Here is an 18,102-nt window from a genome sequence, read left to right on the forward strand (position 1 = left end):
CTCCGCCACCGGGTTTCGGGATTTCGACTCGGCGCACGGGGCTCGGTTCATAGGTTCCTTCTTCTATTGCTTGCCGCAAGGTCTGCCAGTTTTGTACGATGTGTTCTCGTAAGGATTTTACGGACATCCCATCTACGCCATGACTTCCTTTATTCGCTTCAACTCGCTTTAAGGCTTGCAGAAGATTTTCCCGTGACAGCAGTTGCTCCAACATTTTTTTTTACCCTCTCCTTACATGATTTGTACCTTCCTCTTGTGCCAAAGATGAATTCTGCCCTGCTATAGCCCCCCACGGGATTCACCGCTTCCTTCTTCAGTCAGGTCCTTTCGGATTTTCTGCTTTCATTACCCACCTTGAACGCCTGGATGTACAAATACCTATTCATGTTCAGCCCTTCCGCAGCTGTTGCAACAGCTCGCGTACTATGGCGTCTGCTGACTTCTGTGCGTTCAGTCTACTTTCTCAAGCAGGGTTACGAAGTGACTTCGCCTTCCGCACAGATCTCCCCAGGTAAGAACGCTATCTTCCTCTCCATCTATCTGCTCCATTTACTCTCGTACGCCTTTGGCAGTATGGACTTTGGTTTGTATTGCAACCTCACCCAACGTACGTTAGCCTTATATGAAGTTCGTGTTCCTCAGACCGGAGATTTGCCGCTGGCTTCCTTCAGATTCCACCTCGCGATGAACACCCTTGCCTTAAGCTAATGGCTACTACTGCCTTCGCCATTCGGGACTTCAACCCTATAGATAGCGCCCATGCTGGGCGCACAACTAAAAAGACACCCTAAAGGTGTCTTCACTGATACTCCATATGAGCCGAGGGAGAACTTGCAAGTCCAAAATCACATATATCCAGTTTTACATCCTTTAAAAATTTTCCACTTAACTAATACTATCAATTCTCTGAAACAATCTATTAAAAATACTATTAAAATTATTCTGAACGCTTTCTATTGAGAAACCTTCAAAAACGCCTAAAATATTTAATATAATCCAAATAAAAATATAGATGTATTTTTTTGGTATATATGATATATTTGGTAACAGGTTGGCCAACCAAATATTGCTAACGGAGTTGTTATTATGAAAAAAACAGCCAAAATCTTGCTGGGAGCATTGTTATTATCAAGTGCAATCTCCACATCTGCTTTTGCAGCATCAGAAGACACTGAGGTTACTGGACACTTTAGAGCACCTGTTGAAACATATGATGAAGATGGCAGGTTATACATTGATGGTACCCCCTACGCCTCACAAGAAGATCTAGAACAGATTTCTGAGCCCTCTGTTAGTAATCGCATTTCATTATTAGGTACACCTAAAAACACCTGGATTATGGAAGGATCTGAGACATATTATTCAGGACAAAATATGGATACTTACAACAATGATTCTGATAGTAAAATTAAAATCACCCTTCAAACAAGCTCTTCATTAACCGCAACATTAACTGGCAGCCTTGAATACGGGTTTTCTGCTGTTGCAAAGGCATCCATGAGTTTAGCTGTAGGACAGACTTTTTCCAAAACATTTACTCAAGAGTTTACTACTGAAGGATATCATGTTTACTCTTTAAAAAGTGCTGTAAAAACCATTAAGCGTAATTATGTATATTACGATACTGCATGGATCAACGAAACATTCCGTTCTTCGAGCATTGATTTGAATGGAGGCTCTGAGTTTTGGTTCTGGTCTAATCCTATTCCTCACTAAATAGAATGAACAGAGTGGTGGCCACTTTAAGTAAAGTGGCTTCTCTTTTTATTTTAAACAAGGATGTGTGCGCTATTGAAACGTTTACTTACTATAATGTCTCTAGTTCTAATTGTATTTATAGCTGTGTCTTGCACTTCGCAGAAAAATATTATAAAAAAAGATCAAGTTGAAGATACTATTCTTAAAAAGATTCAATCATATACACTTAATGAATCAAATTATCTTCTGTTTGTGGAGAGCCCCACAACGGCTAATAAAAAAATAACTCTTTTCCTACCATATTCTGTAGACAATATGAATATTAAAGAAATTTCTCTTATTCAAGATAATGAGCAGGTCACCAATAAAACTACTGTTAATTCTCCTAACATTCTTGATAACAAACTTTACTTTACTTTGAATGAATTTATACCTTCTTTTAATAAAGCACAACTAACTCTTGATAATGGAAAAACTGTTGTAATTAATACGGGTCAATACATTTTACAAAAGTATATATCACAAGAAAACATACCCGAAAACAAACTTAAGTTCCTTGATTCAGGAAATTTCCAAAATAAATTAGGCAAAATCACTTATTCTGCTCAATTTAATTACAAAGAGAAAAGTACGGAGCAAGATGTTGATATCATTCTTCCTGATGATTTAATTTCTCTACGTAAGACTATTGATTTTAAACAAGTCAGTGTTAGTGATACTTTAGCCACATTTAAATTGGGCCTGAGTTTTCCTAAGAGCGAGTTCACTAAACTGCATGTAAATTCCTTAACCTTTGAAGTATTATGGTTTCAGAAATATAGTGATAAGAATGCAGTAATTTTAATTGGATCCATTCCCATTACATTCAATGATTACCAATAGCATAACACTTAAAATGAGCAGGAGATCTCTCCCTCTTCTTTTCAGCTACCATCCAGCGATTTTCATGCGGCAAAATTCTAGATAATGTGAATTCAAATAGTAGGTTAATCTATTATAATAACAAGCTGACTAACCATTTTTCAAAAATATTTAAAATCGAGTAGGAGGGGGCGGCTAGCCCCCTACCTCTCACACCACCGTACGTACCGTTCGGTATACGGCGGTTCATGAAATATTCCGTAAGGCGTTGTATCTGTCCAATACGCTCTTTAATCCATTAGATTCCCAGTATCGGTTATTCAATGCACGTTGCAGAATTGGACTCCCTGCAATTCGCCAATACCCTTTTCGGGTATTTCCCCACTCATAGGCTATCTCCTTAGGCGCGCCTAAGGAGATAAGCCTTTTGACTTTGGTTCTCGGGTTCTTCCATTGCTTCCAGAGACACATTCGCAATCTCCTTCGAATCCACATATCTATCGCTTTAAAGGCACTTGGCGTATCCGCCAGCGAGAAATATCCGTGCCATCCCATCAAGTATCCATTGAGCTCCTGGATTCGTTCTTCCATTCGCATCGATTTCTTCCGGGATATTATCTCCCGAATTCGAGCCTTCGCTTTCTGCAAGGACTGTTTTGCTATCCTCACCTTCGGCTCTTTATCGCTACTAAAGCTAAACCCAAGAAATTTTCGTCTCCATGGGTGGTCCACCGCACTCTTCGCTTGGTTTACCTTTAGTTTTAGTCTCGTCTCAATGAATCCGGTGATGGATGCCTTCACTCGCTCTCCTGCTCTTAGTGTTTTCACATAGATGTTACAGTCGTCCGCGTAGCGGACGAAGCGGTGTCCACGTTTCTCAAGTTCCTTGTCGAGCTCGTCTAAGACGATGTTAGATAATAACGGACTGAGTGGACCTCCTTGTGGCGCGCCTTCCATTACGCCTGACTGAAAATATTTACGAATCAGCAGAGAACTTTCTTGTCCGTCACTTTCTCCGAAATCTTCATCATTAGTCGATCATGGTTGACGCGATCAAAGAATTTCTCCAGGTCCAGGTCGACTACGAATCGATAGCCTTCTTTCATGAATGCTCTAGCTTTCCTTATCGCATCATGTCCTCGCCTTTTCGGACGAAATCCATAACTATGGTTAGAAAACTCTGGGTCAAACAATGGCGTTAATACCTGAGCGATTGCTTGTTGAATCATTCGATCTGTCACGGTAGGTATTCCTAATAGCCTAACACCTTCGCCACCAGGTTTCGGGATTTCGACTCGGCGCACGGGGCTTGGTTCATAGGCTCCTTCTACTATCGCTTGCCGCAAAGTCTGCCAGTTTTGTACGATGTGTTCTCGTAAGGATTTTACAGACATCCCATCTACGCCGTGACTTCCTTTATTCGCTTCAACACGCTTTAAGGCTTGCAGAAGATTTTCCCGTGACAGTAGTTGCTCCAACATTTTTTTACCTCTCTTTACGTGATTTGTACTTTCCGCTTATGCCAAAGATGGATTCTGCCCTGCCGAAGCCCCTCACGGGATTCACCGCTTCCTTCTTCAGTCAGGTCCTTTCGGATTTTCTGCTTTCATTACCCACCTTGAACGCCTGGATGTACAAATACCTATTCCATGTTCAGCCCTTCCGCAGCTGTTGCAACAGCTCGCGTACTATGGCGTCTGCTGACTTCTGTGCGTTCAGTCTACTTTCTCAAGCAGGGTTACGAAGTGACTTCGCCTTCCGCACAGATCTCCCCAGGTAAGAACGCTATCTTCCTCTCATCTATCTGCTCCATTTACTCTCATACGCCTTTGGCAGTATGGACTTTGGTTTGTTATGCAACCTCATCCAGCCTACGTTAGCCTTATATGAAGTTCGTGTTCCTCAGACCGGAGATTTGCCGCTGGCTTCCTTCAGATTCCACCTCGCGGTGGACACCCTTGCCTTAAGCTAATGGCTACTACTGCCTTCGCCATTCGGGACTTCAAACCTATAGATAGCGCCCATGCTGGACGCACATAAAAAAAGACACCTTTAGGGGTGTCTTTTCAGAGTGTCGAGAAACCCTGGTCAAAAGAAGGGCTGAATTCCTCTGGATTAAAGGAGCCTAAAGCATTAAAGCAAGAGTTCCAATTGCTAATGATATCGGCTTAAGAGCAATAACTTACATTTCCAAAGAAGAAATCGCAGAGGCAATGCTCCAAATTGTAAGCAAGAGTATCGGAATTACGACTAACGATCTTTATTCAGTTACAGCTCGTGCTTTTGGATTTAACAGAACTGGGAGCAATATTATTAATGCCATGCAACAGGCATGCGAATATCTTATAGAAGCAGGAGTATTCAGGAACTCGGGTGGCAAGATTGTAACAGCATAAAATTTTTCATTTCTTATTTGGTTTGTATTCATTGCGGTCCCCTCCTTCTGTCTCCGTATAGGCTCAGTGAAACTCACTGTATCCATTAACAGCAAGCCTCAGAAACCGCGTCATAGTAAGCTTTTTAACCACTTCGTATAGTCAAAAACAACCGTTGAAATGAAAAAAGACACCCCTAAAGGTGTCTTCACTAATACTCCATATGGAGCCGAGGGGAGTCGAACCCCTGTCCGAAGATAACGGCACATAAGCTTCTACGAGTGTAGTCACAGTTTTGATGTCACCCGAGTATCGCCCCGTAACCGGCTATACGTTGGGTCAGCCTGATTGTCTTCTTCAGCTCACCCCAGGCGGAGATGAGACAGCGTATTCCACTATTAGTTAGCCCCTAGCCCTGTCACATGGACGATGCAGAGTAGAAGCACGCACACAGTTTCTTAGGCTGCGAAAGCGTAGTTGTTTTGTTGTTTGCCGTTTAATAGGCTTTAGCGTTGATGAAGCGGACGCGTCCCCACTACTCGCTACTCATGCTCGAACTACCCCCGTCGAATCCAAGAACGGCCCCTCATTAAAAAGGGCGCTTCGGATCAAGCGGATCTTCCAAGCAAGAGAGATCCAATCCACAGCTTCTTCTGCAAGAAGTCTGTAACGAAGCAATAATCTTACTTACTCAGTATATCACATTTATCAATACTTTAACACGTAGGTTAAAGGAATTGAAGGTGGAAACTGGAACTCATTTGAATCGTCTACTACACATAGATTATCTGGCGATCTTTTGCTTCTCACGCAATACACGTTGGATATCACGCTGAGCATCACGCTTGGCAGCAGAGTCACGTTTGTCGTACTCTTTCTTACCTTTACCAAGACCAATTAACAGCTTCGCATAGCCATTTCGCACGTAAACCTTGAGTGGCACAATCGTAAATCCATCTCGCTTAGACAAGCCCAGCAGTTTATGAATTTGCTCCTTGTGCATCAGCAATTTACGAGTACGCGTCGGGTCAGTAGGGTTAGCACGATTACCTTGTTCAAAAGGGCTGATATGCATGTTGTGAATGTGAAGCTCACCGTTACGGATCGTAGCAAAAGCATCTCCAATATTAGCGCGGCCATTACGCAGCGACTTGATCTCTGTACCTGTCAGCACCAAGCCAGCTTCATAAGTATCCTCGATAAAATAATCATGGGAAGCTTTTTTGTTCTGGGCAAGTACTTTCCCGTCTGCTTTTTTACCCATGAGAATCACTCCTTGAATCATATTCATAAGTTAAAGTAACCATGTCTCTCTAATCTTAAACGACATAGTCATCGAACGTCTGATCTATATTGTAACAAATGGAATCGATTGTGCGCAAGGAAGGATAAGGCAATCCTCTCTCAGCCATTTTGACAACTAGTTGTCAGTAAGTTTACCCAATAGTTAACTTTTATTACATTTGTTGATAAAATAGTCGTTTGTGTTGCGATATTGCCCATACCACAATCGCCTCTTAATCAATTTCATTCAATCTCTATCCCTCCGACGCTAAAGCTATATAAATGCACTTTATACATCTATTCAGCTTATTTATCAGATTTAGATATACAAAGTGCAGTTAACTATCACTTTTACTGAACTGCCGGGCTTTAACTGAACATTATGCAATTAAAAATAAGCACCAATTAAAAAAGCACCGCCCCCAGCAAAGAGGGCGGTGCTTAATCTTGCGTTATTGAGCTACGAAACGTAGCCAACAACGTTTATTTATTTCTTCTTTCTCTTACGAGGAGTTCCGTCTGGAGCGCTGCCTGTAGTGTCACTACGTTTAGTAGTGGCTTGATCAGAAGTCTGAACGTTGCCCGGTGTCACGGACTGACCGATGAACACACCGCTTTTGTTCTTCTTTTTACGGCGACCTTTACCTGTTGGAGCGCCGCCCCTGCCTTCTCCACCACCAAAGTTACCGCCGCGGTCCTCGCGGCTACGGAACTTCGTGCTGCCGTCTAGGCCGCGAACTTCGCCGCCGGAAGACTCAGACGCAGGCGCGCCGTAACCGCCTTTGCCGGAGCCAAAGCCGAAGTTGATGCCGCGTCCACCACCGGTACCGCCGTTGTCACCGCCGCGGCCTCGCCCGCCGCTGCGCTCACGCGGCGCGCCTGCGTTGCCGCCGGCTTCGCCCCCGCGCTCTGCACCGGGGCTTCCGCCCGGCGCCGCAACACCCCGGCTCGCATCCTCGCCGGCATCACGCCCGCGCTTCCGCTTCCCGCGTCCGCCCAGTGCACCAACACCGGCCGCTTCGCGCGGCCCTCCGCCGGCGCGCACACCAGCGCCCGGCTTACCCTTGCCCGCGCCTACAGCAGCGCCGGGCTTGCCTTTACCGCCGCGGCCCTTGCTGCCCGCGCCGCCTTTACCCCCGGCTGGCGCCTTGAAGCCGCCGCCACCTGGACGGGCGCCTTTGCCACCACGGCCGCCTCCAAAACCACCCCCGCGATGCTCACCTGGCGCGCGTGGTTTCATGTCGACCAACTCGAAATCGATCGTGTGGTCATCCATATTTACCTTGGCAACTCGAATTTTCACCTCGTCGCCAATGCGGAACACCCGTGATGTGCGCTCGCCGATGAGCGCCATATGGGCCTCGTCAAAGTGATAATAATCGTCGCTCATAGCGCTGAGACGAATAAGGCCTTCGACGGTATTGTCCAGCTCGATGAACATTCCGAAGCTGGTCACACTACTGACCATTGCCTCGAATTCCTCGCCTACTTTATCCTGCATGTATTCAGCTTTCTTCAACTGCTCTGTGTCGCGTTCTGCTTCTACCGCCACACGCTCACGTTCAGAGGACTGCTGAGCAATGTCAGGCATCCGGCCGGCCAAATAATCATGTCGTTTCTGGCTCAGCGCCCCTCCATTCTCAATCACTTCACGCATTACGCGGTGAATGACCAGATCGGGATAACGGCGAATCGGAGAAGTGAAGTGGGAATAGTATTCCGCAGCCAGTCCGAAATGGCCAGTGCTCTCCGCATCATATTTTGCCTGCTTCATGGAACGCAACATCATTGTGCTAATTACGGTCTGTTCTTTAGTCCCTTGGATTTGCTCCAACAGATCCTGCAAAGCACGTGGATGAACCGAATTGCCACGGCCCTTCACGTGATATCCGAAATTAGCCGCAAAAGCCATAAAATTCTGCAGCTTCTCTGGATCTGGATCTTCGTGAATCCGGTAAAGGAACGGAACCTTCAACCAGTGAAAATGCTCAGCGACTGTTTCATTCGCCGCAAGCATGAATTCTTCGATAATCTGCTCGGCTACAGAACGCTCACGCTTTACAATATCTACAGCCTTGCCGTTCTCATCTACGATGATTTTGCTCTCTTCAAAATCAAAGTCAACCGCGCCCCGCCGCATCCGTGCATCACGCAGCTTCATCGCCAATTCTTTCATAAGACGAAAATCATCAATTAATGGACTATAGCGCTCCAGCAATTCTGGATCTTCGTCCTCCAAAATTTTGCGAACATTGGAATAAGTCATTCTTTCCTTGGTGCGAATCACACTCGTAAAGACATCATGATTCACGACCTTCATGTGTTCGTTAAATTCCATCTCACAGGACATCGTTAAGCGATCTACCTGCGGATTCAAACTACAAATCCCGTTAGACAAACGGTGAGGAAGCATCGGAATTACCCGATCCACCAAGTACACACTACAGCCCCGATCATAGGCTTCTTTATCGAGCTCAGAGCTCTCACGTACGTAATAGCCTACATCCGCAATATGCACACCTAGCTTGTAATGTCCGTTCTCCAGTCGCTGAACATTAACCGCATCATCCAGGTCCTTAGCATCCTCACCATCAATCGTGACAATATTTAGTCCGCGCAAGTCGCGTCGTCCCTGCTCAGCAATTTCCTCTTCTGTGATTGAATCCGGAGCGTTGTCCGCTTCGTTCATCACTTCAGCCGGAAATGCCTCTGGTAGCTGATGCTTACGGATGATAGATAGAATATCGACTCCCGGATCATCCTTATGTCCGAGGATCTCTATAATCTCACCCTCTGCCGCTGATCGGCCTTCTGGATAATTCACGATACGTACTACGACCTTTTGACCGTCTACCGCCCCCATAAAGGATTCCTTCGGAATAAAAATATCGCGATTAATCCTCTTATCGTCAGGCAGCACAAAGCCATAGGTCTCCAGGTTTTGAAATACGCCAACCGTCTGCAATACTCCCCGTTTTATAATACGTTCAACTTCGCCTTCCATACGTCCACCGGACGGACTTTTAGAGGTAATACGGATAAGGACGATATCGCCATTCATAGCTCCCTTAAGATCATTCGCATGGATATATACGTCAGGATGATCACGATCATCCGGGATAAGAAAAGCGAAGCCTTTCGCATGAGCCTGTAACCGGCCTCGCAGTAGATCCATCCGTTCCGGCACGCCATAACGTGCATTACGAGTTAGTACAATTCTTCCGTCCTGCTCTAATTCAATTAGTAGTTCCTCGAACTTTTTAAACCCTATGCTATCTTCTAGAGCAAAATGACTAACCAGCTCTTCATAAGTCATTGGTTTATATGCAGTTTCCCGCATGAAATCGAGTAATATTTCTTGTGTTATCATGTTCGTCACCCCAGCCCTCCGCGGCTCCAAGCCGCTGGCAAATATGTATGTCTTGTCCTGCTCTGTAGTAATGCCAAGTAAAATTTACCTTTACCTACTTCATACCCTAGTATACACGAAATCAATCCTGCGCATCCCTGTTACTGTTATCCAAAAGTAAACGCAGTACGAAATTTCATTCACAACGAAGAAGAAAGTCAGTTTATTATGGCTCTAACTTACAGAATCTTATTCTTTCTGCTATGCAAAGAAAAGCACCTGCAGGTGCTTTACCCCCTTTTAATTATAACAAAAAAGCCTTCGCTCTATTCTATTCAGAACAGAGCGAGGCTCACTGTAGGTACTTTAGTCAATGAAAACAGCAGCTAGAATCGCCATAATGAAGAATCCTGCAGCAAGTCCAACTGTTACACGTTGTAGTACGAGTTCCATACCACGAGCTTTTGTTTTACCAAAGAGATGCTCAGCACCGCCGGAGATGGCACCGGAAAGACCCGCGCTTTTCCCCTTTTGCAGAAGAACGACCGCAATAAGACCGACGGAAAAAATCAGGAGCACAACTTTCAAAAAGATATCCATTCACTTCCACCTCCTACGCCTAAGCATCACTATCTATGGTAATTGAGGTTATCACGATACATAAACAGTATTCTTATTTTATCATAGCAGTGCCGGTAATACAACCGCCTAGACTGTTAAGTCGTAGCTTTTCTTGAAAGATTAGGATAAACACACATTTAAAAAAGACCCGCCATAACGGCGGATCTTCGTACTCTGCTATAAAAGCAGATTATCTTTTAAGGTTGTAAAAGGATTTCAGGCCGTTATATTGAGCCAATTCACCCAACTCGTCTTCGATGCGAAGCAATTGGTTGTATTTAGCAACACGGTCTGTACGGGAAGGAGCACCTGTTTTGATTTGACCAGCGTTAGTCGCAACAGCGATGTCAGCGATTGTGCTATCTTCGGATTCACCGGAACGGTGAGAGATAACTGCTGTGTAACCAGCACGTTTAGCCATTTCGATAGCATCGAAAGTTTCAGTCAATGTACCAATTTGGTTAACTTTAACCAAGATGGAGTTACCGATACCTTTTTCGATACCAGTTGCAAGACGCTCAGTGTTTGTAACGAACAAGTCGTCACCAACCAATTGAACTTTGTCGCCCAATTTTTCAGTAAGCAATTTCCAGCCATCCCAGTCGTCTTCGGACATACCGTCTTCGATTGTAATGATTGGATATTTTTCAACCCATGAAGCAAGAAGGTCAACATACTCAGCAGAAGTGTAAGATTTACCTTCGCCAGCAAGTGTGTATTTACCGTCTTTGTAGAACTCAGTGGAAGCAACGTCCATACCCAAGAATACGTCAACACCTGGTTTATAACCAGCTTTTTCGATAGCTTCGATAATTGTAGTGATTGCTTCTTCATTCGAACCAAGGTTCGGTGCGAAACCACCTTCGTCACCTACAGCTGTGTTCAGGCCTTTGGATTGAAGTACAGATTTCAAGTTGTGGAAGATTTCTGCACCTGTGCGAAGAGCTTCTTTGAAGCTTGGAGCTCCTACAGGAAGAACCATGAACTCTTGCACGTCGATGTTGTTGTCCGCATGCTCACCACCATTGATGATGTTCATCATTGGTACTGGAAGAGTTTTAGCGTTGAATCCGCCCAAGTATACATACAAAGGAATATCCAAAGCTGCTGCAGCTGCGCGAGCTACGGCCATGGATACAGCTAGAATTGCGTTAGCACCCAATTTACCTTTGTTATGAGTTCCGTCCAAAGTGATCATCAATTTGTCGATGCCCACTTGGTCAAGAGCGTCCATACCAATAACTTCTGGAGCAATGATTTCATTTACGTTCTCAACAGCTTTCAGAACGCCTTTACCCATGTAACGGGATTTGTCGCCATCACGAAGCTCTACAGCTTCATGAGCGCCAGTGGAAGCGCCGGAAGGAACGATAGCGCGGCCTTTAGCACCGGATTCAAGATAAACGTCAACCTCTACAGTAGGGTTACCACGGGAGTCAAGGACTTCGCGAGCATAAACATCAGAAATAATAGTCATTTTAGTTAATCTCCTTTAAACAATGTTTTGGTTTTAATTGTTGGCTTAATCTTAGGTATTGTTTCCTTATTTGCGACTAGCGATCATGGATTGACCGGTCATTTCCGCAGGTTGCGGAAGTCCCATCAGATCCAGAATGGTTGGTGCAACATCAGCAAGGATACCGCGATCGCGCAATACAACATTTTCATCCGTAAGAATGAATGGAACCGGGTTAGTGGTATGAGCTGTGAACGGACGACCGTTCTCATCAAACACCATATCTGCATTACCGTGATCGGCAATAATGATCGCAACGCCACCTTTGGCAACCACTGCGTCCACTACTTTACCAACACACTCATCCGTTACCTCTACAGCCTTAATTGTTGGCTCCAGCATACCGGAGTGTCCAACCATATCAGGGTTTGCAAAGTTAAGGATAATAGCATCCTGTCTTTCCGCTTCGATTTCTGCTACGCAGGCTGCAGCCACTTCGTAAGCACTCATCTCAGGTTGAAGATCATAAGTTGCCACTTTAGGAGAGTTGATCAAGATACGAGTTTCTCCTGGAAGTTCCTCATCACGTCCACCACTGAAGAAGAAGGTTACGTGCGGATACTTCTCAGTTTCCGCGATGCGCAGTTGCTTCTTGTTTTGCTGCACAAGCACTTCACCCAATGTGTTATCCAGGTTCTTCGGTGAGTAGGCTACATAACCTTGTACCGTTTCGCTGAAAGTAGTCAGGCATACGAAGTGCAAGTCTTGCGGGAACAAAGGACCCCGGTCGAAACCGCGGAAATCTTGATTCGTGAACACTTGTGACAATTGAATAGCGCGGTCAGGGCGGAAGTTGAGGAACACGACGGAATCGCCGCTCTGAACCTGAGTCACCGGCTTGCCTTCACTATCTACAATTACACTAGGTTCAACGAATTCATCGAACACCGAATTTGAATAAGATGCAGTGATGGCCTCGAGAGCATCTGTGTATTTCGGACCTTCGCCATAAACCATAGCACGATAGGCTTTTTCTACACGTTCCCAACGTTTGTCACGGTCCATTGCGTAATAACGCCCGGATACCGTTGCAATTGTACCCACACCAACTTCTTCAATTTTAGCAACCAGATCTTGGACAAACTTCTTTCCGCTATCTGGAGCTACATCACGGCCATCCATGAAAGCATGGATATACACTTCATGCATATCTTCTTTCTTAGCCAGGTCAAGCATAGCAAACAGGTGGTTAATATGGCTATGTACCCCTCCGTCGGATACAAGCGCGTAAAGATGAAGCTTTTTACCTGTGTTCTTAGCATTTTTAACTGCGGCTACCAGTGTTTCATTATCGAAGAACTCACCCTCACGGATTGATTTATCGATACGAGTCAAATCCTGGTATACAATCCGTCCTGCACCAATATTTAAGTGCCCTACTTCAGAGTTGCCCATTTGGCCTTCTGGAAGACCAACAGCTTCACCACAAGCAGTAAGGGTAGTATTAGGATATTGTTTCAAGTAACGGTCATAATTAGGTTTGTTAGCTTGAGCAACGGCGTTGCCTTCAGATGTTCCACGCAAACCGAAACCATCCATGATGATCAAAGCTACAGGTCTTGGAGCTGACATCTTACTTCGCCCCCTCAACCAATTGAACGAAGGAAGCAGGCTGCAAGCTGGCACCGCCAACAAGCGCACCATCGATGTCGCTTTGGCCCATGTACTCAGTTACATTCTCAGGCTTCACGCTGCCGCCGTATTGAATACGAACAGCTTCAGCTGTTGCTGCATCATACAAATCTTTTACAAGACTGCGGATGTAAGCAATAACTTCGTTAGCATCTTGGGAAGTGGAAGATTTACCTGTGCCAATAGCCCAGATAGGTTCGTACGCAATGACAACTTTTGCTGCTTGCTCGGCACTAAGTCCTTGGAATGCAGCTTCAGTTTGTACTTTACATACTGCTTTAGTTTGATCAGCTTCACGCTCTTCGAGCTTTTCGCCAACACATACGATTGGAGTGATACCGTGACGGAATGCAGCATGCATTTTCTTATTCACGATTTCATCTGTTTCGCCAAAATAAGCACGACGCTCAGAGTGACCAATGATTACATAGTCTACGCCAAGATCGCTAAGCATTACACCACTGATTTCTCCTGTGTAAGCACCGTTATCTTCAAAGTGTAGGTTCTGTGCGCCAATCTTGATGTCTGTACCTTTTGCAGCGGCTACAAGTGCAGGCAGGTTAGTAAATGGGGCGCAGATTACAGTCTCAACGCCTTCTACTTCTGCTTTGCCTTTGATGTCAGCAATAAAGCTTTCTGCTTCAGGAACTGTTTTGAACATCTTCCAGTTACCCGCAATAATTGGTGTTCTCATGAATTTAGTTGCCTCCTTCTATACGTCTTACTTGTCGTTCAGTGCTTCTACGCCAGGAAGCGCCTTGCCTTCCATGAACTCAAGGGATGCACCGCCACCAGTGGAAATGTGATCCATTTGGTCAGCCAGGTGGAATTTTTCTGCTGCTGCTGCAGAATCTCCGCCGCCAATAACAGTGTAACCTTCAGTTGTTGCACAAGCTTTTGCTACTTCAAGTGTACCTTCAGCGAATTTATCGATTTCGAACACGCCCATAGGTCCATTCCAGACAACCAGCTTGGAGTTCTTGATAATATCGGCATAAAGTTCACGAGTCTTAGGTCCGATATCAAGTCCTTCCCAACCTTCTGGGATTTCATTGTAATCAACGATCTTAGTGTTAGCATCAGCACCGAATTTATCAGCAACAACAACATCAACAGGAAGCATGAAGTTCTTGCCAAGTGCTTTAGCTTTTTCGATGAATCCAAGAGCAACTTCAAGTTTGTCGTTGTCTACAAGTGATTTACCGATTTCAAAGCCTTGTGCTTTAGTGAATGTATAAGACAATCCACCGCCGATCAAAACGTTATCAGCCAAAGACAACAAGTTATCAATAACATCAATCTTGTCTTTAACTTTCGAACCACCGATTATCGCTGTGAAAGGACGTTCTGGGTTAGTAAGAGCTTTACCAAGTACGGTCAATTCTTTCTCCATCAAAAGACCGGAGACAGCTGGTAGGAAATGAGCGATACCTTCTGTCGATGCATGTGCACGGTGAGCCGCACCAAACGCATCATTGACGAACAAATCAGCCAGATCAGCGAATTGTTTAGCCAATTCAGGATCGTTCTTTTCTTCGCCTGGGTAGAAACGAACATTCTCAAGTACAAGTACGTCGCCTTCGCCTAGCTCAGCAATTTTTGCTTTTACAGCTTCGCCAACAGCTTCGTCAGCTTTAGCCACTGGTTTGCCGAGAAGCTCGGACAGACGTTCAGCAGCAGTAGTCAAACGCATGGAATCTACGAATTGGCCTTTAGGACGACCCATGTGACTCGCAAGAATGATCTTCGCACCGTTCTCAATCAAATATTTAATGGTTGGAAGTGTTTCGCGAATACGAGTATCATCAGTAATCTTACCGTCTTCTACAGGTACGTTGAAATCCACGCGTACAAATACGCGTTTACCCTTTACTTCTACATCACGGACGCTCTTTTTGTTCATGATTAATTCCTCCACACCCAAAATTGTTTCTAGCAGGAAACAAGTCTAATAATTTTAGAAAGAGCGGAAACAATTAACTCCTGTTTCCGCTCTATTGATGTTGCTTATATCAAATCAATTACTTAGCAATTTTAGCGAATTTTTCCAAAGTTCGGATCAATTGTGCAGTGTAAGACATTTCGTTGTCATACCAAGAAACTGTCTTAACCAATTGTTTGTCGCCAACTGTCATTACTTTAGTTTGAGTAGCATCGAACAGGGAACCGTAAGTGATGCCTACGATGTCAGAAGATACGATTTCATCTTCAGTGTATCCGAAAGAATCATTCGCTGCTGCTTTCATTGCTGCGTTGATTTCTTCAACAGTTACAGTTTTCTCAAGAACTGTCACTAGCTCAGTCAAAGAACCTGTTGCTACAGGAACACGTTGAGCTGCTCCGTCCAATTTACCTTTTAATTCGGGAATAACTAGACCGATTGCTTTTGCTGCACCAGTAGTGTTAGGAACGATGTTAGCTGCTGCTGCACGAGCACGTCTGAAGTCACCTTTAGCGTGTGGAGCATCCAAAGTATTTTGGTCGCCAGTGTAAGCGTGAATTGTAGTCATCAAGCCTTCAACAATAGTGTACTTGTCGTTCAATACTTTTGCCATTGGAGCTAGGCAGTTCGTTGTGCAAGATGCGCCGGAAATAACAGTCTCAGTACCATCAAGAATGTCATCATTAACGTTGTAAACGACAGTTTTCATGTCGCCAGTAGCTGGAGCGGAGATAACTACTTTCTTAGCTCCACCTTTCAAGTGTTTTTCAGCAGCTTCTTTAGTTGTGAAGAAACCTGTGCACTCAAGAACGATGTCAACACCAAGGTCGCCCCATGGCAATTCTTCAGGGTTGCGGTTAGCAAGAACCTTAACATCTTTACCGTTTACTTTGAAGAATCCGTCATGTACTTCTACTTCTCCATCAAAGCGACCTTGAGTTGTATCATATTTAAGCAAATGAGCAAGCATCTTAGCGTCAGTCAAATCGTTGATTGCTACCACTTCGATACCTTCTACATTTTGAATACGGCGGAAAGCAAGGCGTCCAATACGTCCAAATCCGTTAATTCCAACTTTTACACTCATTGAATAGTTCCTCCTAGAATTCGTTTTATTTATTCAAAACAGACCGTGAAGCCTGTCATGACAACAATGTTAAGTATAATGCAAGATATATGTTCTAGTGTGTTACGAGGATATCTGTAACTGATTGTCAATTCCCTTGCCTATTTCCACAGCAGCAGCCTCGTCCGTGACGAGTATATTCTCCTGCCCGAAACGCAGCATGGCGTGAATGGCTTTGGCCTTTGGTTTGCCTCCAGCAATACCGATGACTGTCTCCGTCCGGACAATATCTTCTAGACGTAGTCCCATCGTAAGCATCGTATGGACAACCTGACCCTCTTCGTTAAAGTAATACCCAAAGGATTCTGCCACGGCTCCCTCACCCTGGATTTCTGAGACAGTAGCCTCATCCAGCTTGCGGCGTCGAGTCATTTCAATGGCATCCCCAATCCCATGTACAATAATACGCGAACTGCGGATGATTTGTACAATTTCTCCAATATTAGAGTCAAGTGCTAGTGACTGGTAGGCATCCCCACTAAGTAAATCAGGTACATGCAATAACCGGTAATTCGCTCCAACCCGTTTTGCCATTGTTGAGGCAATCGTATTGGCTTGAATCTCCATACTCTCTCCTAGTCCACCACGCGCCGGAACAAACCAAGCGTTCTTATAGGAAAGGGATAACGGCGGTGTCAGTTGATCAGCCATATCGGCAAGCGTTGATCCACCTGTGACAGCAACAATATCATCTGTACGAAGTACACTAAGCAGCGCTTTTGCACCCGCTCGGCCAAGCTCACGTTTGGTGAACGGCGATGATTCACAATCACCCGGCACCACAATAACTTTATCCAGACCATACGTTGCCCGAATTTTCTCTTCCAGATCATCCAGACCAAACAGGCTCTTAACGACCGGCTCTAGCAAATCAAGCAGTCTACGCCCAGCAGCGCTAATGCGCATACCAACGCTTTCGATCTCAATGAGCCCTTGCGATTTCAGAAGATCCGTCTCGGCACGCAGCACCCGCTCAGTCATATCAAGTGAAGCGGCAAGCGTTCTGCGTCCAATTATATCGGACAGCATGATCTGATGAAGAATCGTGTACCGTCTCTTAAGGGTTTCCATGAGATCAGGCAGAAGCTGCTTTTGGATATCTAATAAATTACGCATACTTTCACTCCTGCAACTTCGTCTTCCTCTATTCCCTTGTTCATGGTCTCAAAATGTCCCGGGTAAACTTTTTAAGTCCCACTCATATTCTAACCAAATTTTGCTCGAAGTGCAAGTCTTCCGAGAGTAGAATTCTCAAGCGCTTGTCTTCTTATACATTTATAAGATCGGGAAAGAGGTATAGCTCCTAAAACCTGTCATTAACAATCCAGATTCTATCACTGAGTGAAAGACAATGTACGCTTGTCCACCTTAAAGACAAGGGATAGAACCCGTGTACAGTATTATTAATTCATTGCAATTGCACAGAAATTGTAGTATAATCATTTTTGTTGCGCCCGTGGTCCAATGGATATGACGTAGGCCTCCGAAGCCTGAGATCCAAGTTCGATTCTTGGCGGGCGCGCCATTAATTTCACTTTTGCACATAATTTAGTAGTGCCTATACTACTACTTAACCAAAGAGCCGCGTGTCGGCTCTTTTTTTTGAATATAAGTTTGACTTTCTTTGACTTTTTGTTTGAATTTGTTTATCATGTGGGTAATACGGCAAGAGTAAAAATGAATACATTTAAAGAACCA

The 18,102-nt window shown here is 44.7% G+C and carries 14 protein-coding genes, 1 tRNA gene, 1 other RNA gene and 2 pseudogenes; 5 read left to right on the forward strand and 13 right to left on the reverse strand.

Annotation, left to right across the window (positions count from 1 at the left end; all coding sequences use genetic code 11):
- Positions 1-214, reverse strand: a pseudogene (locus L1028_RS24440) (group II intron reverse transcriptase/maturase); the annotation flags it as partial.
- A gap of 170 nt (positions 215-384) precedes the next feature.
- On the opposite strand from L1028_RS24440, the gene L1028_RS24445 reads away from it, so the two are divergent.
- From L1028_RS24445 to L1028_RS24455, 3 genes are all read left to right on the forward strand, one after another.
- Positions 385-708, forward strand: coding sequence for a hypothetical protein (locus L1028_RS24445; protein WP_234540509.1), 324 nt, complete (start codon positions 385-387; stop codon positions 706-708).
- Positions 709-1,086: 378 nt separating this feature from the next.
- Complete coding sequence (locus L1028_RS24450) at positions 1,087-1,716, forward strand: hypothetical protein (RefSeq protein WP_234540512.1); 630 nt, start codon at positions 1,087-1,089, stop codon at positions 1,714-1,716.
- Positions 1,717-1,791: 75 nt separating this feature from the next.
- Positions 1,792-2,580, forward strand: coding sequence for a hypothetical protein (locus tag L1028_RS24455; RefSeq protein ID WP_234540513.1), 789 nt, complete (start codon positions 1,792-1,794; stop codon positions 2,578-2,580).
- A gap of 225 nt (positions 2,581-2,805) precedes the next feature.
- Here the strand turns inward: L1028_RS24455 and ltrA are convergent.
- Positions 2,806-4,040 (reverse strand): annotated as a pseudogene (gene ltrA, locus L1028_RS24460) (group II intron reverse transcriptase/maturase).
- A gap of 168 nt (positions 4,041-4,208) precedes the next feature.
- On the opposite strand from ltrA, the gene L1028_RS24465 reads away from it, so the two are divergent.
- Complete coding sequence (locus L1028_RS24465; protein ID WP_234540514.1) at positions 4,209-4,439, forward strand: hypothetical protein; 231 nt, start codon at positions 4,209-4,211, stop codon at positions 4,437-4,439.
- Positions 4,440-4,819: 380 nt separating this feature from the next.
- Here L1028_RS24465 and L1028_RS24470 read toward each other — a convergent pair whose 3' ends face one another.
- The 11 genes from L1028_RS24470 to L1028_RS24520 all read right to left on the reverse strand — a co-directional run bounded on the left by L1028_RS24470 (position 4,820) and on the right by L1028_RS24520 (position 17,520).
- Positions 4,820-4,987 carry a hypothetical protein gene (locus tag L1028_RS24470; protein WP_234540515.1) on the reverse strand — a complete coding sequence of 56 codons (168 nt, stop codon included), beginning with the start codon at positions 4,985-4,987 and terminating at the stop codon, positions 4,820-4,822.
- A 168-nt stretch (positions 4,988-5,155) separates the two neighbouring features.
- Positions 5,156-5,520: a transfer-messenger RNA gene (gene ssrA / locus L1028_RS24475) on the reverse strand.
- Positions 5,521-5,718: 198 nt separating this feature from the next.
- Positions 5,719-6,198, reverse strand: a complete 480-nt coding sequence (gene smpB / locus L1028_RS24480; protein WP_234540516.1) for an SsrA-binding protein SmpB — start codon at positions 6,196-6,198, stop codon at positions 5,719-5,721.
- 507 nt (positions 6,199-6,705) lie between these two features.
- The gene (gene rnr, locus L1028_RS24485; RefSeq protein WP_234540557.1) at positions 6,706-9,588 is read right to left on the reverse strand and encodes a ribonuclease R; all 2,883 of its coding nucleotides are present in this window, start codon (positions 9,586-9,588) and stop codon (positions 6,706-6,708) included.
- Between the two features lie 345 nt (positions 9,589-9,933).
- Complete coding sequence (gene secG, locus L1028_RS24490; RefSeq protein WP_042123332.1) at positions 9,934-10,167, reverse strand: preprotein translocase subunit SecG; 234 nt, start codon at positions 10,165-10,167, stop codon at positions 9,934-9,936.
- A gap of 211 nt (positions 10,168-10,378) precedes the next feature.
- The gene (gene eno, locus L1028_RS24495) at positions 10,379-11,665 is read right to left on the reverse strand and encodes a phosphopyruvate hydratase (RefSeq protein WP_042123330.1); all 1,287 of its coding nucleotides are present in this window, start codon (positions 11,663-11,665) and stop codon (positions 10,379-10,381) included.
- Between the two features lie 66 nt (positions 11,666-11,731).
- Positions 11,732-13,276 (reverse strand): 2,3-bisphosphoglycerate-independent phosphoglycerate mutase, encoded by a 1,545-nt coding sequence (gene gpmI, locus L1028_RS24500; protein ID WP_234540517.1) that lies wholly within the window; start codon positions 13,274-13,276, stop codon positions 11,732-11,734.
- 1 nt (position 13,277) lies between these two features.
- Positions 13,278-14,030 carry a triose-phosphate isomerase gene (gene tpiA, locus L1028_RS24505; RefSeq protein WP_060626476.1) on the reverse strand — a complete coding sequence of 251 codons (753 nt, stop codon included), beginning with the start codon at positions 14,028-14,030 and terminating at the stop codon, positions 13,278-13,280.
- A 27-nt stretch (positions 14,031-14,057) separates the two neighbouring features.
- On the reverse strand, positions 14,058-15,239 hold the full coding sequence (locus L1028_RS24510; protein ID WP_234540519.1) for a phosphoglycerate kinase: 1,182 nt from the start codon (positions 15,237-15,239) through the stop codon (positions 14,058-14,060).
- A gap of 118 nt (positions 15,240-15,357) precedes the next feature.
- Entirely contained in the window at positions 15,358-16,365 is a 1,008-nt protein-coding gene (gene gap / locus L1028_RS24515) for a type I glyceraldehyde-3-phosphate dehydrogenase (protein ID WP_060626472.1), read from the reverse strand.
- 102 nt (positions 16,366-16,467) lie between these two features.
- The gene (locus L1028_RS24520; protein ID WP_234540521.1) at positions 16,468-17,520 is read right to left on the reverse strand and encodes a sugar-binding transcriptional regulator; all 1,053 of its coding nucleotides are present in this window, start codon (positions 17,518-17,520) and stop codon (positions 16,468-16,470) included.
- Between the two features lie 334 nt (positions 17,521-17,854).
- Between L1028_RS24520 and L1028_RS24525 the strand changes: the two genes are divergently transcribed.
- A tRNA-Arg gene (locus tag L1028_RS24525) sits at positions 17,855-17,929 on the forward strand.
- The last annotated feature ends 173 nt before the right edge of the window (positions 17,930-18,102 follow it).

This window comes from Paenibacillus pseudetheri (genome assembly GCF_924513355.1).
GTDB lineage: Bacteria > Bacillota > Bacilli > Paenibacillales > Paenibacillaceae > Paenibacillus_AQ > Paenibacillus_AQ pseudetheri.

Excerpts from the sequence above, each read along its gene's own strand:
- L1028_RS24445 (WP_234540509.1), top strand. The coding sequence starts at position 385 with ATGTTCAGCCCTTCCGCAGCTGTTGCAACAGCTCGCGTACTATGGCGT.
- L1028_RS24450 (WP_234540512.1), top strand. The coding sequence starts at position 1,087 with ATGAAAAAAACAGCCAAAATCTTGCTGGGAGCATTGTTATTATCAAGT.
- L1028_RS24465 (WP_234540514.1), top strand. The coding sequence starts at position 4,209 with ATGTTCAGCCCTTCCGCAGCTGTTGCAACAGCTCGCGTACTATGGCGT.
- L1028_RS24470 (WP_234540515.1), bottom strand. The coding sequence starts at position 4,987 with ATGAATACAAACCAAATAAGAAATGAAAAATTTTATGCTGTTACAATC.
- smpB (WP_234540516.1), bottom strand. The coding sequence starts at position 6,198 with ATGGGTAAAAAAGCAGACGGGAAAGTACTTGCCCAGAACAAAAAAGCT.
- rnr (WP_234540557.1), bottom strand. The coding sequence starts at position 9,588 with ATGATAACACAAGAAATATTACTCGATTTCATGCGGGAAACTGCATAT.
- secG (WP_042123332.1), bottom strand. The coding sequence starts at position 10,167 with ATGGATATCTTTTTGAAAGTTGTGCTCCTGATTTTTTCCGTCGGTCTT.
- eno (WP_042123330.1), bottom strand. The coding sequence starts at position 11,665 with ATGACTATTATTTCTGATGTTTATGCTCGCGAAGTCCTTGACTCCCGT.
- gpmI (WP_234540517.1), bottom strand. The coding sequence starts at position 13,276 with ATGTCAGCTCCAAGACCTGTAGCTTTGATCATCATGGATGGTTTCGGT.
- tpiA (WP_060626476.1), bottom strand. The coding sequence starts at position 14,030 with ATGAGAACACCAATTATTGCGGGTAACTGGAAGATGTTCAAAACAGTT.
- L1028_RS24510 (WP_234540519.1), bottom strand. The coding sequence starts at position 15,239 with ATGAACAAAAAGAGCGTCCGTGATGTAGAAGTAAAGGGTAAACGCGTA.
- gap (WP_060626472.1), bottom strand. The coding sequence starts at position 16,365 with ATGAGTGTAAAAGTTGGAATTAACGGATTTGGACGTATTGGACGCCTT.
- L1028_RS24520 (WP_234540521.1), bottom strand. The coding sequence starts at position 17,520 with ATGCGTAATTTATTAGATATCCAAAAGCAGCTTCTGCCTGATCTCATG.